At 36.7% G+C, this 13,861-nt stretch carries 17 protein-coding genes; 5 read left to right on the top strand and 12 right to left on the bottom strand.

Annotation, left to right across the window (positions count from 1 at the left end):
* Positions 1-280 precede the first annotated feature (280 nt).
* Positions 281-418 (top strand): hypothetical protein, encoded by a 138-nt coding sequence (locus A2U94_RS21730; RefSeq protein ID WP_226372918.1) that lies wholly within the window; start codon positions 281-283, stop codon positions 416-418.
* A 154-nt stretch (positions 419-572) separates the two neighbouring features.
* On the opposite strand, the gene A2U94_RS21020 is transcribed toward A2U94_RS21730, so the two are convergent.
* Together A2U94_RS21020 and A2U94_RS00270 are read right to left on the bottom strand one after the other, a co-directional pair.
* Entirely contained in the window at positions 573-722 is a 150-nt protein-coding gene (locus A2U94_RS21020) for a hypothetical protein (RefSeq protein WP_153301153.1), read from the bottom strand.
* A gap of 142 nt (positions 723-864) precedes the next feature.
* A complete protein-coding gene (locus A2U94_RS00270) occupies positions 865-2,598 on the bottom strand; it encodes an ABC transporter ATP-binding protein (RefSeq protein ID WP_062954390.1) in 1,734 nt (577 codons plus the stop codon).
* A gap of 159 nt (positions 2,599-2,757) precedes the next feature.
* On the opposite strand from A2U94_RS00270, the gene A2U94_RS00265 reads away from it, so the two are divergent.
* Positions 2,758-2,955 carry a spore germination protein gene (locus tag A2U94_RS00265; RefSeq protein WP_025911246.1) on the top strand — a complete coding sequence of 66 codons (198 nt, stop codon included), beginning with the start codon at positions 2,758-2,760 and terminating at the stop codon, positions 2,953-2,955.
* 12 nt (positions 2,956-2,967) lie between these two features.
* On the opposite strand, the gene A2U94_RS00260 is transcribed toward A2U94_RS00265, so the two are convergent.
* The 5 genes from A2U94_RS00260 to A2U94_RS00245 form a co-directional block, all read right to left on the bottom strand.
* Positions 2,968-4,029 carry a CopD family protein gene (locus tag A2U94_RS00260; protein ID WP_025911244.1) on the bottom strand — a complete coding sequence of 354 codons (1,062 nt, stop codon included), beginning with the start codon at positions 4,027-4,029 and terminating at the stop codon, positions 2,968-2,970.
* A gap of 4 nt (positions 4,030-4,033) precedes the next feature.
* Positions 4,034-4,579 (bottom strand): copper resistance CopC family protein, encoded by a 546-nt coding sequence (locus tag A2U94_RS00255; RefSeq protein ID WP_025911242.1) that lies wholly within the window; start codon positions 4,577-4,579, stop codon positions 4,034-4,036.
* Positions 4,580-4,994: 415 nt separating this feature from the next.
* On the bottom strand, positions 4,995-5,219 hold the full coding sequence (locus A2U94_RS00250; RefSeq protein ID WP_025911240.1) for a hypothetical protein: 225 nt from the start codon (positions 5,217-5,219) through the stop codon (positions 4,995-4,997).
* Between the two features lie 588 nt (positions 5,220-5,807).
* The gene (locus A2U94_RS21415) at positions 5,808-5,984 is read right to left on the bottom strand and encodes a hypothetical protein (protein ID WP_167556128.1); all 177 of its coding nucleotides are present in this window, start codon (positions 5,982-5,984) and stop codon (positions 5,808-5,810) included.
* 119 nt (positions 5,985-6,103) lie between these two features.
* Entirely contained in the window at positions 6,104-6,382 is a 279-nt protein-coding gene (locus A2U94_RS00245) for a Fe-S cluster assembly protein HesB (RefSeq protein WP_025911238.1), read from the bottom strand.
* A gap of 172 nt (positions 6,383-6,554) precedes the next feature.
* Between A2U94_RS00245 and A2U94_RS00240 the strand changes: the two genes are divergently transcribed.
* Complete coding sequence (locus A2U94_RS00240) at positions 6,555-7,001, top strand: Dps family protein (protein WP_025911236.1); 447 nt, start codon at positions 6,555-6,557, stop codon at positions 6,999-7,001.
* Positions 7,002-7,019: 18 nt separating this feature from the next.
* Here the strand turns inward: A2U94_RS00240 and A2U94_RS00235 are convergent, their stop codons facing one another.
* On the bottom strand, positions 7,020-7,571 hold the full coding sequence (locus tag A2U94_RS00235) for a hypothetical protein (RefSeq protein ID WP_025911234.1): 552 nt from the start codon (positions 7,569-7,571) through the stop codon (positions 7,020-7,022).
* Between the two features lie 172 nt (positions 7,572-7,743).
* Here A2U94_RS00235 and A2U94_RS00230 point away from each other — a divergent pair, with 172 nt between their 5' ends.
* On the top strand, positions 7,744-8,376 hold the full coding sequence (locus A2U94_RS00230; protein WP_035321250.1) for a spore coat protein: 633 nt from the start codon (positions 7,744-7,746) through the stop codon (positions 8,374-8,376).
* 37 nt (positions 8,377-8,413) lie between these two features.
* Here the strand turns inward: A2U94_RS00230 and A2U94_RS00225 are convergent, their stop codons facing one another.
* On the bottom strand, positions 8,414-9,157 hold the full coding sequence (locus A2U94_RS00225) for a YwqG family protein (RefSeq protein ID WP_025911231.1): 744 nt from the start codon (positions 9,155-9,157) through the stop codon (positions 8,414-8,416).
* 151 nt (positions 9,158-9,308) lie between these two features.
* Between A2U94_RS00225 and A2U94_RS00220 the strand changes: the two genes are divergently transcribed.
* Positions 9,309-10,661: a hemolysin family protein gene (locus A2U94_RS00220; protein WP_062686366.1), complete on the top strand. Its 1,353-nt coding sequence runs from the start codon at positions 9,309-9,311 to the stop codon at positions 10,659-10,661.
* A gap of 313 nt (positions 10,662-10,974) precedes the next feature.
* On the opposite strand, the gene A2U94_RS00215 is transcribed toward A2U94_RS00220, so the two are convergent.
* From A2U94_RS00215 to A2U94_RS00205, 3 genes are all read right to left on the bottom strand, one after another.
* Positions 10,975-11,925 carry a sporulation protein gene (locus A2U94_RS00215; RefSeq protein ID WP_025911355.1) on the bottom strand — a complete coding sequence of 317 codons (951 nt, stop codon included), beginning with the start codon at positions 11,923-11,925 and terminating at the stop codon, positions 10,975-10,977.
* A gap of 329 nt (positions 11,926-12,254) precedes the next feature.
* Entirely contained in the window at positions 12,255-13,439 is a 1,185-nt protein-coding gene (gene chrA / locus A2U94_RS00210; protein ID WP_025911353.1) for a chromate efflux transporter, read from the bottom strand.
* Positions 13,436-13,750, bottom strand: a complete 315-nt coding sequence (locus A2U94_RS00205) for a PadR family transcriptional regulator (RefSeq protein ID WP_025911351.1) — start codon at positions 13,748-13,750, stop codon at positions 13,436-13,438. The genes chrA and A2U94_RS00205 overlap by 4 nt, the downstream gene beginning before the upstream one ends.
* Between the last annotated feature and the right edge of the window lie 111 nt (positions 13,751-13,861).

The following is a 13,861-nucleotide window of genomic DNA, read 5'->3' as shown; positions in this document are numbered from 1 at the left end:
CACTAGCTGTTCCCATCTCTTTGATATGTCTCAACATGTTCGTTCCATTGCGCTACGGCCACTCGCTTTCCGCGAGGAGGAACCTGAGCTTCCTCGCTGCGCTGCGGGATCTCCGTTTTCCCTCTCTTTCCCGCAGGAGTCGAGTGTCCTACGCTCCATTCCACCCTGTTTCCAACATTGTTTTCACAATCAACAAAAAACCTGAACGATTAAAAGTGAGAAACTCTCAATCGTTCAGGTTTATCATTGGCTGAATTACTTATGTCCCAGCCTCTTTTTCATGGCACGTAAATTAGCCGTATTATCAAGCGGATATGAAGAAAAAGAGTATAAGACTGGATGGTGGGCAGAAGAACTATTTGCTCCTTTATTAAAGCTAGAAGAAGCAGGACATACAAGAGTATGCTGTTTGGGCTAACGACCAAATCATTACAAGCCGTGATCCGTTCTCTTCAGAACTGATGGGCGATGAACTTGTGAAAAAGCTAAAAGCTTAACTGATTACCCCCCTTTACTTTCACCTTGCTGAAGGTAAAGGGGGTTTTATAATTCAATCATGTTACTTCTCACTCTCAGTTATTTTTAACTTTAGCAGCATCAACAATAATGGTCTTTCCAAAGTCCGGTTGTTGGGTCGACAAAAGCTCTAATGTTCCATTACGATATACATGAATAAGCTTATATGATTTACTGTTATAAAAAACGTTATCTCCTACTTTCATTATCTAGCCCCCTTTTTTTCAGTAAATGGTTTTAACGTTCACTCTATCATAGTTCTAGGATGTCTCACAAGACCTTCGACAAAGATAGTGATTTTCCACTAAAAAAAGCGCACTACCACTCTAGTACGCTCTTTTTACATTATCAAGATTCTGTTTGGAACTGCTGTTGAACCAAGCGGCGATAAAAGGTGTGCGTGCTTAGAAGCTCTTCATGTGTTCCATTCCCCGTCACTTCTCCATCTTCAATTACTACGATTTGATCAGCACTTATAACCGTTGATAAGCGGTGTGCAATGACAAGGGAAGTTCGCCCTTTCATAACTCGTTCAAGCGACTCTTGCACAAGCTTTTCAGACTCCGAATCAAGACTTGCTGTCGCTTCATCAAGAAGTAAAAATTGAGGATTGCGAAGCAGCGCTCTTGCAATTGCAATTCGTTGACGCTGACCTCCAGATAAGTTTACTCCTCTTTCACCAAGCATTGTATCGTATCCATCGTCAAAATTAATAATGAACTCATGAGCATTTGCCTGCTTTGTTGCTTCAATTATTTCAGCTTCTGAAATTGTACGCTCTAGCCCATACGTTAAATTTTCACGAATCGTTCCTGCTAAAATTGGCGAGTCCTGCTGCACATAGCTAAACAACTGACGCCACTCTCTTAGATTAATAACCTGACTATCTTTACCCTCTAATAAGATTTGACCAGAAGATGGGGCATAGAAGCGCTCAAGCAGTGAAAAAACGGTTGATTTCCCTGCACCGCTTGGACCAACTAACGCCGTTACTTCTCCTTTTCGAGCAGAAAATGAAATATTTTTCAACACCAATTTTTCCTCGTATTTAAACGCAACACGTTGAAACGTTAAATCACCAATTCGCTTAACTTGTTCTCCATGATGAAAAGACTCTTCTTCTTCATCCAAGATAGCAAAAATACGCTCTGATGCACCTTTCGTTTGTTGAAAGCTTGTAATAAAGCGAGTAAGTGAACCAACAGGTACCATAATTTGAAAGAGATAAAGAACAAATGCTACTAGCTCTCCTGCGCTAATAAACTCCTGACTAACGCGGTATGCACCAAATCCTACAATTGCAATCATAACGCTTGTCATCACGGTACTAATAATTGGCGTTATAATCGCTTCAATCTTTGCACGGCGTATCCCAAATAAAAAAAGTGAGTGAAATGAGCTTTTCCCCTCTTCAATTTCTTTCCTTTCAGAACTTGATACTTTAATTAAACGTATCTCACTAAGCATTTGAGCTAAAAACGCCGTGAGCTTTGACATTTTATCCTGCTGTTCACGAGAGATCTTATGAATCTTTCTGGCAAGTGGCATAACCAATAAGAACATTACTGGAATAACCGCTAATAAAATGAGCGTCATTGGAATATCTAGCGTAAACAAAATAACAATTGATATACTGATTGATAAAATATTTTTGACAAACTCTATCATTTCTGTTGATAGTAAGTTCATCACAATGGTTGTGTCATTTGTGATTCTACTCACCATTTCGCCAGAGCGATTGCGGTCGTAAAATGATACCGGCAGCTTAACAAGCTTATCCCAAATCGTTGTGCGCAGCTTCTCAACCACGCCTTGTCCCACTTGCGCCAAAAGATATAGAGATAAAGCGCTGGTAATCATTTGAATAATAAATAGTCCAATTAAAACTGCAATCATTTGTTTTGATAAACCGCTGTTAATTGTATCCATCAGCTCTTTAATTAGTAAAGGAATAACAAGAGAAGACCCTGTATTTGCTAATGCAAATACAAAAGAAACACTAAGCTTTCCTTTTGATGGATTGGTTAGTCTCCAGAGCTTTTTAAATGAAAAGTTTGTTTTAGCTTCTTTAGATTTGTTCATAATTTACCTTCTATCTTTCTAAATTCTACGTTTTCCATTTCTATTGTACACGAAATGAAAACAAATATAGAAATATTTACTTTCCCTTTACACTCGTCTATACATGATAAAATGGCTTGTCATAATATATAAAGAGTGCTCAAAAAAAGGATGATGATTATGCCCGTTTGGATTAAATCCGTTTACATTGGAAAAATCACCGGTGGAATTGTTAATTTTGGTGACGTATGCTACATTTCTCCTTTCACTAACTCAAAAGAAAATAGCGTATCGCCCACAACAGGTGATGAACCAGCTAATGATAGCAAATCAGGTAAAAAATTACGGCAACGAAAAAAGACTTTCAAACAACGTTGAAAGCCTTTTTTATTAAAAAGAAATGCTTGTAATCATAGCAATGTATAAAGAAAATACAAACAATGCTCCACTTAGCAAACTAAACCAGGCATTTATTTTTTTATAAAAAATAACAAAGATATATGCAAGAAAGAAGATTGCCAAAAACGAGAAGATTGCACCTACGATTGTAAAGTGAAACGTAATTGGTAAGGTGATTGGCTGACCATAAATAAATGGAAGCAGAGAATTTGCTTCTGCATACTGTAGATTTGTAGGCGGTGATTGATTAACCATCACGCCTGTTACAAAGAAAATAATTAGTAAGGTCACCGCTTCAACTCTTAGCCATCTAGTTGGGCGAAAAGTATGTGAGCGTTTCACTTTACGAAGCAAAATACCATTGATTACTGCAAAAACGATTAATAAAATAATACTTATTTGTTTAAGTAACAAACCTTGTCCATAGTTTGTAGACCATGAATTTATGTAGTTAGGGAGTCCTACTATAATAAGCATGGCAATTACTCCGCTTAGTGAAAGTAGAATAAAACACCCTACTGCAAAGGGAGTAAACCATGTTAAAAAAGGTTTCCAATTCACAGCTTTTTGTATAAAAAAGGAAACGGTTAAAACAACTCCGCTCCAAAGACCGACAAACAGCACGTGAAGAAAATGCGAAAGCATGCCGTTAAGCGGCGAAATCGAGGCGGCGTGGCCAGCATAAGAGATCCCAAGCACTAGACCAATAGTTAGTATTGTATAGATATGAGGATGACTTTTTACGACAATCGTAAGAATCAATAACATCGAGGAAAGTACAACAATCAACCATGCATGACCTGTTTTACTTCCAAATAGTACTGCCTGAATTGTATCTGAGAAACCTCTAATTTTTGAAAATGCAAGCACAATTTCTAAAACTGGGCCTATAGAAAAAATTCCTACTGCAGAAGCACTGCCAATTAGCCACTTACTCGATATACTTAAAGCAGGCTTGTTCTCTTCAGAGATATACTGTAAAACTGCTGTACCGAGTAAGAACGCTAAACCAATATACGTAACCCATTCAAATAGCGGTAAAACTACTGACATTGAATCAGCCTTTCTTTTTTCTAAACACAAAGATGAGTGCTGTTGCTACGATAACCACTGCTACAATCATAATAACGAAGAAAGATGAGTTTTCGCTTGTTGATTCAGCTTCTGTTTGCTCATCTGGAGAGCTGCTTTTTTCAGCTTCTTCTGTAGCAGACTCTTTTTGTGTATCTTTATTTTCAGATGTTACTTCTTCTTGATCTGCATTCACGGTAAATGAAATTGCATCTTCCATAACATGACCATCTTCTCCTACAATGTTCCACTTCACTTCATATTCTCCATTTGGAAGCGGCTCTTCAAATGTACCTATTAAATCATGACCTGATACTTCCTGTGAATCAATTGAAAGTTCTTGACCATCTTTTGTCACGGTCAGTGTACTTACTTTTTCAATATGTGTCTCAAAGCTAAGTTTTATTTCAGTTAGCTGAGACGTAACCGTAGCCCCGTTTTCAGGTACGGTTGTTTGAACATGCGTATGGGCAAAACTCACCGTTGGAAGAGCGAGTAACATTACCATTAAAAACATCATGATTTTTCTCATTAATTTTCACCTTCATTTAAATTTTCTATGTATTTGTTTCTATCCATTACCAAGTGTACGTTTTTCTTTATGTCTTCTCAATAAACAACACAATTTTGCTACAAAAAATTCACAAATGAAGTTCCATCATTGTTTGTGCAGCTGTTTTTTTAGAATGATAAACCCTCCGACAAGAAACGGTAACAACACACCAAATACTAACAAAGCAATTACAATCACAATCGATAGCATTAATATTCCACCCGTACTACCTAACATATGCTTTTGTAGCTGCTTTTTGGTTTCTTACAAATGGAAAGATAGCAATTAAGATAATCATTTCAAATACATATTGAAATAATAAAAAACTGTTTGGGGCTAATGATTACTGCTTCCTGATGCATATCGACCTTTGTAATAGCACGTCACCTCATCTCTAGTTTACAATTAGGTGGTTAATAGGCTTAAAAATTGCAATCAGCCAATCTAACGGATTAGGGAGCGGAAAGTGCATGCTATGTAAAATATTTAGAGTCATGCTAAAGAGTAGAAAGAAAGAAAATAAATAGAGTTCTTTTTTCTGCTCTTTTTTTAATAAAGAAGGAAGCTCAATCGCCGTAATGATACCGCTTAAAAGTAAAACACCAATTAGTAACTTCATCTTCCTTCCCTCCTTCTTCATCCTAGTTAGTAATAGCATTTCTCTAACCCCAAAAAATATTTATCAAAATAAAAAGACTAGATACTGGTTTGTATCTAGCCGGTAATCTAGCAACTTATTAGCTTGTCCGTTAGGTGTTATAAACTGATCTTTAATAATAACTTTATCCATCCAAAGACAGAAAGCCAAAGCGGAATACTTAAAGACGTTCCCCATAGTAAGCCCAGTAAGAAGTTTCCATTTTCACTCATGCAAACCAACTCCTTCTTGCTTTTTAGAACGCATTTTACATATGTTATATTGGAACTAATTATAGTTTAACTTTAACAGAAAACGCTTTCAAAAGATAGTGAAATAATACCTAATAAAGAGTCTAGCACATAACGAAATGATTCTTTCCCAAAGACGAATGGTGATGTTTCTAAAATAGTTAGGTTGTAAGAACAAGTTTGTTTCATTGCGCTGCAAACACTCGCTTTTTTAAATTGTTTTCAAACCAACAAAAAATATCCGAACTATCAAAAGGAGTTAACTCCCGACAGTTCGGATAGATCCTTGACTGAAATACGTATGTCCCAGCCTTGTTACTCACTTGTGCTCTCCATGACGCTGAAGACGATTCTCGATAAACAGTCGCTCAACAAATTGATTTAACTGCTGCTGATACATCAAACGTTCTTTGGCTGAACGCGAGTCTCGAATTAACTGTTTAAAATGTTTAATTTTTTTACGTTGTTCAACCGTTACATGATGAGAAAGAAGCATGTAATCCCCCCTCGTTTTCATTAACGCTTAAATTAAGTAAAACAATATTTTTCCATTATTCCAACAGATTTGTCAGACATTCTAACAAATTATTTATCGACTTTTTTCAAAACCTTTACTTATTGACCTTTGGCACCTACTAAAGCTAGCCCAGGTCCGTATGGTGTTAGATGAACATCTAGTAAAAGTTCTTTTGTATAAGGTAGAATCGCCTCTTGGATTGCTACTGATATACCGTTAATGACCTGCAGTTCATCATTTTCTTGGGCTTCTTCAAATGACAATCCGATATTTGGAATTTCACAGCTAATTCCTTTAAAGTAAAGACGAATACCTTCAATTTCTTGTTCTGATAAAATCTCTTCAATCAATGCTTTTGCTTCATTTGTAATAATCATTCAATCTCTTCCCTTTACTATATTCTCTTAGCTATCTTAACATAACCTCCTAACTCTTCTCATTAAAGAAAAAAGGTTCGTTATTAAATTATAATAATTATAAATAAGTATTGATTATAATTTAATATATGTTATAATCTATATATATCAGTTAAACCAGGAGGAATGACACATGAATTTAGAACAATTCTTAAATCAACAAATTGCTAACTTAAACGTATTTTACACGAAGCTCCACCGCTTTCATTGGTATGTAAAAGGACCTCAGTTCTTTACTCTTCATGAGAAATTTGAAGAACTATATACAGAAACGGCTGCGGATATCGATGAATATGCAGAGCGTTTATTAGCAATTGGTGGACAGCCTGTAGCTACGTTAAAAGGTTTTTTAAGCCTAGCTACTTTAAGTGAAGAGGGAAATGAACAAACTGCTCACGAAATGATTGAATCTGTTGTTAATGATTACCTAATTCTCGTTCAACAGCTCAAAGTGGGGATTAAGATTGCTGAAGAAGCAAATGATCACGTTACTGCTGACTTATTCATCGGCACAGTTGGTCGTTTTGAAAAGCATATCTGGATGCTTAATGCGTTTTTACCAGTAAAAGAATTAGTATAAATAAAAGACGAGCCTACTTTACTTGGCTCGTTTTTTATGTTGTAGCCATTTAAAAAAAGTCATATCATCTTGAACACCTTCAACCAAAACTGCTTCATACACATGTGCACTTTTATAATAGCGATTATACCCATTTTGCTGTTTAAAAAATAAAATCTGCTCTCTTTTCTTCTCTGTCATTTTTGCTTTTAACTTTTGCTGTTTTTGTAGCATCTGCTGTATGGTTGCTTCAGACACAACATTCACATTAATTTTCCATTCATGTCCTTCGATGTCTGTGTATACAGCCCAAGTCATTTCTTCTTCCTTTTCTTTATTACCAATAAAGATCATTTTAACGGGCTTCATTCTCAATGCTAAGTCTTTACCAAGTGCAAAAAATAAATCTTCAATAACCTTATCGCTTCCAATGTAAACATCGAGATGACGAAGTACCATGACATTTAAATCAAAGCTGCCTGCAATGAGAGGGTTGCCATATTGTTTGCATAAATGTAAAAGCTGATATTCTTCCAATAAGCTTGTTGCTTCTGCTTGTAGTTGCTCCGACCATACCATTAACTCATTCATTAAGCTATATCTCCAATCCTTAAAGTTAAAGTTCATATTCGATATGTGTTGTAAAATTCCTTTGATATCATCAATAAAATCTAAAACCTTTCAATATTTTTCTTTTTGTACGTATAAAGATGCTTGGATTCTTTACACTAAACAACGTATTTATTACACTAGGAGGATGGATATGAATAACGAACAAACACATATGAATATGCATACTGGTAAGGTTCCTCAAGTTATGAATCACGGAGGACATGAACTATTTGACGTTCATGAAACGCTAGCTGGCATGATCAATGTTTTAGATCAGTTCATGATGTTTCGACAATACATTCAAGATGAAGAGTTAAAGCAAATGTTAGATCGTCAATATAGTTTTATTTTGGAAGACTACAACCGTATTGTAGAATCTTTTTCAACAGGCCAAGACCCTTCTAGTCCAACGCAAACCTATAACATGGCAGAATCAAACGATTTTGTATACGGATTAAAAGCAAGTCAGCCTAAAAAACCAAATCAATCCATTAATGACATTAGCGATAAAGGAATTTCTGGGCACATGTTAGGCTTATTAAAAGGTCATGCTTCACTCGTTACCATGACCTCACTTGAAATTACAAATCCTATTGTACGCCGCTTATTCGCTGATAGCGTTCCTAATTGGATTGAAATGGCATATGAAGTAGCCCACTATCAAAACAAGCGTCATGATTACCAAGTACCGCAGCTAGCCGCTCAAGATGTACAGCAAATGACGCAAAGTTTCGCAAAATCTACACAGCCTCCCGAGCTTCCAAACAATAAAACGTTACATTAAAAAAAGCATCTGCTTTGTGTGAAAGCAGGTGTTTTTCTTATGAACATTGCATGATTAACCATGTGTTTTCGAATTGTTTTTTTTCAAGAGCTTGTCTTTCAACACAATAATATAAGATTCCAACGTCGCCCCACATCATATTAAGCTGATCATCAGAGTCAATTTGAAATAATAACTGCCAGTCGCCTTTCTTACCAGAGAACTCTTGACATTCTTCCAAAACGTCCCCTTGGATATCCCACGCTGTTCCCCCAATTTGGTGAAATGGAATGTTACCATTGATTTCTAACATAAGAGCATCAAATTGATCATACAGCTGATCGTCTTCTATATATGTATCTCCAAGTCGGATATCATAGCTAAACTCTACCCCACACTGTAGGTATATGCTTGAAACGTCTACTTTTGTTGCAGTTAAATCATCTGCTGTCCCTTCATAAAAAAGTACGCGCCAACCATTTTGTTGATCCGCTTCACCATATGCTTCACCATCATAAAAGAAGTACAGATAACCCGTGTCAGGAAGAAGTAAATCTTGCTTCCACGCACCTTCTAACTGAGATAGATTGATTTGACCAATAAACTGTAGATATTCTCCATCCTGTTTAGGCCAGTAAAAATCTTCCGGTAAATCTGGGTATCCTCCTAATTTTGATGTACCCACTTCCAGTTCGTCAGCACGTGTTGGGTGTACCATAACACATGTATACAAAGAGCTATATATATCTTCCTTTAGTGTTTGAAGTCCATGTTTCAAAATTAAATTATCCAATATATTCACTATTTTCACCTCTAGGCTAGTATAGCACAAACCCATTAATGAGAACGCTTCTTTCTCTTTTTAAATAGCGCTGGGGATTGTTTCAATACATGTTCTTCCTTCGTTTAGATAACACTTACTATATACACGTACTAAATAGGTGGTGAAACGTTTGACGATTTTAAATCTTTTCCTCGTTGCTCTTTTAATTGGCTTAACTGCCTTTTTCGTAGCAACTGAGTTCGCAATTGTAAAAGTGAGAAGCTCGCGCATTAACCAGCTTGTTGATGAAGGAAATAAAAAAGCGATAGCGGCTAAGCATGTTATCACGCATCTAGACGAATATCTATCTGCTTGTCAGCTTGGAATTACCATTACAGCTCTAGGTCTTGGTTGGCTTGGTGAACCAACACTTGAACGCATCCTACATCCTCTTTTTGACGATATCAATATGAATGAACGTTTAGCAGGCATTCTGTCATTTGCGATTGCATTTGTCATTATTACATTTTTACATGTTGTGGTAGGTGAACTAGCACCGAAAACGTTCGCTATTCAAATGGCAGAACGAATTACTTTATTATTTTCTAAGCCAATTATTGGGTTTTATAAAATTATGTATCCATTTATTAAAACACTAAACGGATCCGCTCAGCTCCTAACTCGTATGTTTGGGTTACAGCCTGCTTCTGAGCATGAGGTAGCTCATAGCGAAGAAGAAATTCGAATTTTACTTTCTGAAAGCTTAAAAGGCGGAGAAATTAACCAATCTGAATATAAGTATATGAATAAGATTTTTGATTTTGATGACCGCTTAGCAAAAGAAGTGATGGTACCTCGCACTGAGATTGTAACTGCATCAAAAGATGATATTGTAGAAGTTTTTCTACAAGTGGCCAATGTGGAAAAATATACTCGCTATCCAATTATTGAAGATGGTGACAAAGATAAAATAGTTGGGCTTGTAAATATCAAAGAAATTTATAATGACATTGTGTTTAACCAAAAGGATGGTACAAACACTTTAGAATCCTATGTCAAGCCAATTTTAAAAGTAATTGAAACCATCCCGATTCATGATTTATTAGTAAAAATGCAAAAAGATCGTGTCCAAATGGCGATTTTATTTGATGAGTATGGCGGTACAGCTGGTTTAGTCACAATTGAAGACATCGTTGAAGAAATTGTTGGTGAAATTCGTGATGAGTTTGATGCAGACGAAATTCCCTATGTACAAAAAATTAAAGAAAATCATTATATTTTAGATGGCAAAATGTTAATTAGCGAAGTAAATGATTTGCTTGGTACAGATATTAGCGACGACGAAGTAGATACGATTGCCGGTTGGGTACTAACTGAACGATTCGATGTTGTTAAAAACGATATAGTACAATATAATGATTTTTATTTTAAAGTGTTAGTCATTGAAGACTTTCATATTAAATACGTGGAAGTAAAGAAACGAAAAGAAAATTCTTCAAGTAGTAATGAAGATAAAATAAAAAAAGAAGAGTTTGGGACATAACAAAATGATGGCTTCTAAAAGACGAACAATAGCTGTTCTCATCTCTTTGATTTGTCTCAACACGTTCGTTCCATTGCGCTACGGCCACTCGCTTTCCGCGGGGAGGAACCTGAGCTTCCTCGCTGCGCTGCGGGATCTCAGTTTTCCCTCTCTTTCCCGCAGGAGTCGAGTGTCCTACGCTCCATTCCACCCTGTTTCCAACATTGTTTTCACAATCAACCAAAAAACCTGAACGATTAAAAGTTATGAACTCTCAATCGTTCAGGTATAGTAGAGGCTGAACTACTTATGTCTCAGTCTCCTTTGTTTCTTATTACCACTCATCGTCTCCGCTAAAAAAGTCACCATCAAAGAGATCATCGGCTCCTTCTAAGTCTTCTTGTATGTCATCAAATGCCACATCTTCAAACATGTCATCCATCACTTCTCCTAAAAGCATACCACCTATCATACCTGCTGCAAACCCTCCCATAGCGCCTCCAAGACCGCTCATACCTCTTTTATACTCGCCTCTTTGGTAATGAGAAGGCTGAAAGTGTTCATAGCTAGCTGGATTGTCAATCATTTCTTCAATAATTTGATGAAGTGATTGCTGAAGCTTCTTATTATTACTGAGTTCTTCAGTTGAAAAAGAGATTTCTCGCTTTATTTCACGCTCTCGACCAAAGCTTGGTAAATCCAGTTCAAGCAAAATACGAAGACCTTTATCTTCTACAGCTACCTCAAATTCTAGCTCTCGAATACGGCGTTGAAATTGAGAGGTTGGGAAAAACTCAAACTCTTGTTTATAACCGTTAAATTGGCCAGAATGCTGTTTCTCTCTAAACCCTAAACTTTCAAGTGCTTCTACAAATTGATAAAGTGCCTCAGGAGCTTTAATACGGATGTCATCTCGATCTTTGGCATCTGCTCCTCCTTCAATATCTAAATGTGTTTGAAAGAAATAGCTACAATTGCTTGCTGAAATAGGAATATCCATTGGTAAATCATATTTAAAACCCCATTCTTTCTCTTCTCCTTCTCTAATAAGGAAAGAAGAAACGATTGGGATGCTCGCTACTTTATGTGTATGAAACTGACCGTTACGTCCACGCACCTCCAGCCATAGTTCTACATTTATAAAATTAATGTGCTGCTCAATTTTGCCACCTTGGACTTTGATTTTTCCTTCCACATGCTCACCTAGCTTATATGTATTTTCTTTCAAAGTGAGGTCGACTTTTGCAGCGCCTACACCCATCTTTGCAAATATTTTCTTTAACATGATAATCCTCCTTTTAAATTACTTACACTTGTATTACTACATACGAACGCTTTTTATATAAGTTTCAAAAAAAAGTTCTCACTCCGAGAACTTTTATCGCACCCTTAATTCTTTCATCTTTTGTAAAATGTTCAGCTCGCTTCGCCGACAAATAAACAAATATAGCCTATCACAATAATGCTAACACCGACTGTTTTAATTAACTAAGCCGCAATTTCTTTATCACGTAATAGCTCTTCAATCCACTCCATGGATTTTTCCTCTTCAGTGATAACGCATAGTTATCTATACTATGCGTTCGCCCAGTTAGAAGTGAATAGTCATTGGTATTAGAAAAAAACCGATAGTAGATAACCACCTAGAGCAGTTGCAAGTACAACAATCCAGGGAGCTACTTTCCAGTACATTAATAAGCCAAATGCCACAAGCACTAATGCAAAGTCTGGTGTTGTTTTGATTGCACTAGTAAAAACTGGATCATATAATGCTGCAAGCAAAATTCCTACAACAGCTGCATTTACGCCCATTAAAGCTGCTCGTACGCTTGGTTTTCTACGAAGAACATTCCAAAATGGTAAGGTTCCAAGAACAAGCAAGAATGACGGTAGAAACATTGCAACAGTTGCAACTAAGGCACCGGACCAACCAGCGGTTACTGTTCCAAGGTAGCTCGCAAACGTAAATAAAGGCCCTGGAACTGCTTGAGTTGCACCGTATCCGGCTAGAAATTCAGACTCTGTCACCATGTTAATTGGTACTACTTCACGTTCTAGCATTGGAAGAACAACGTGGCCTCCTCCAAAGACAATCGAACCAACTCGATAGTAAATATCAATTATGCTCATCCAAACAGTAGGAATTGCGGTACGTAAAAGTGGTAATCCTACTAATAATGCGATAAATACAATCCATGCCAGCACGCCAACTTTTCGGCTGATTGTAATAGGCATGTCCTGCACATCATCCATTTTCATTTCTTTATATAGAACATATCCTATTATGCCAGCAGCTATAATAGTACCAATTTGTCCAATAACGCTTGGAAAAAACAAAGTAATTAGCGCTGCGAGTATAGCCATCGCAATACGAGGTCGATCTGGCGCTAAGTTTTTTCCCATGCCAAGAACCGCTTGGGCAACTACTGCAACAGCAACAATTTTCAGACCATTAATCCAGCCTGCACTTGATGCGTCAAATCCTTGCACTAAATATGCAAACACGATAAGCACAATAACTGAAGGCATTGTAAAACCTATCCATGACAACACGCCTCCAAAAATCCCACCGCGCAGCATCCCAATCGAAATTCCCACTTGACTGCTAGCTGGTCCCGGTAAAAATTGACACAATGCAATCAAATCCGCATAACTTTTTTCATCAAGCCACTTTCTCTTTTTTACATATTCTTCTCTGAAATATCCTAAATGTGCAATAGGCCCACCAAAAGAGGTTAACCCAAGCTTAGTTGAAATCAGTAAAATTTCAATCCACCTTCGAAACACTGATTGATTCATGTTGTATCCTCTCCTTCTTTTAATACTTCTCTAGCTAATTCACGAATTTGCTCTTTTGCACCTTGAAGCACCTCTTGCCCTTTTTCAGTAATCGTATAATACTTGCGAATTTTCCCTTTTACAATTCGCTCTTCTTTTATTAAAAGCCCATCTTTCTCCAAATGATGAAGCGTAGGATAAATGGTTCCAGGGCTAATATCGTAACCATGTGAATGAAGTTCTTCAATCATATACGACCCGTAAATTGGCTCGACGCTGGCATGGTACAAAATGTGGATTTTAATACTTCCCAGAAAGAATTCGCGTAACATAAGGATCCCCCTTATCCAATATCATATTTTGATATCGGATATTGATATCATAACATGATAAAGTTAATCATAATGTTAAGTGTTTGTAAACTTTATTTTTTTATTAAAATA

It is taken from the genome of Bacillus sp. VT 712 (assembly GCF_001614195.1).
Classification (GTDB): domain Bacteria; phylum Bacillota; class Bacilli; order Bacillales; family Bacillaceae_H; genus Priestia; species Priestia flexa.
The sequence above is the reverse complement of the archived record's forward strand: the minus strand, read 5'-3'. Positions and strand labels throughout refer to the sequence as shown.

Coding starts and splice junctions, on each gene's coding strand:
- A2U94_RS00255 (WP_025911242.1), bottom strand. CDS start 4,579: ATGAGAAAAATCATGATGTTTTTAATGGTAATGTTACTCGCTCTTCCA.
- A2U94_RS00260 (WP_025911244.1), bottom strand. CDS start 4,029: ATGTCAGTAGTTTTACCGCTATTTGAATGGGTTACGTATATTGGTTTA.
- A2U94_RS21415 (WP_167556128.1), bottom strand. CDS start 5,984: ATGCTTCTTTCTCATCATGTAACGGTTGAACAACGTAAAAAAATTAAA.
- A2U94_RS00265 (WP_025911246.1), top strand. CDS start 2,758: ATGCCCGTTTGGATTAAATCCGTTTACATTGGAAAAATCACCGGTGGA.
- A2U94_RS21020 (WP_153301153.1), bottom strand. CDS start 722: ATGAAAGTAGGAGATAACGTTTTTTATAACAGTAAATCATATAAGCTT.
- A2U94_RS00230 (WP_035321250.1), top strand. CDS start 7,744: ATGAATAACGAACAAACACATATGAATATGCATACTGGTAAGGTTCCT.
- A2U94_RS00245 (WP_025911238.1), bottom strand. CDS start 6,382: ATGATTATTACAAATGAAGCAAAAGCATTGATTGAAGAGATTTTATCA.
- A2U94_RS00215 (WP_025911355.1), bottom strand. CDS start 11,925: ATGTTAAAGAAAATATTTGCAAAGATGGGTGTAGGCGCTGCAAAAGTC.
- A2U94_RS21730 (WP_226372918.1), top strand. CDS start 281: ATGGCACGTAAATTAGCCGTATTATCAAGCGGATATGAAGAAAAAGAG.
- A2U94_RS00240 (WP_025911236.1), top strand. CDS start 6,555: ATGAATTTAGAACAATTCTTAAATCAACAAATTGCTAACTTAAACGTA.
- A2U94_RS00270 (WP_062954390.1), bottom strand. CDS start 2,598: ATGAACAAATCTAAAGAAGCTAAAACAAACTTTTCATTTAAAAAGCTC.
- A2U94_RS00235 (WP_025911234.1), bottom strand. CDS start 7,571: ATGAATGAGTTAATGGTATGGTCGGAGCAACTACAAGCAGAAGCAACA.
- A2U94_RS00205 (WP_025911351.1), bottom strand. CDS start 13,750: ATGTTACGCGAATTCTTTCTGGGAAGTATTAAAATCCACATTTTGTAC.
- chrA (WP_025911353.1), bottom strand. CDS start 13,439: ATGAATCAATCAGTGTTTCGAAGGTGGATTGAAATTTTACTGATTTCA.
- A2U94_RS00250 (WP_025911240.1), bottom strand. CDS start 5,219: ATGAAGTTACTAATTGGTGTTTTACTTTTAAGCGGTATCATTACGGCG.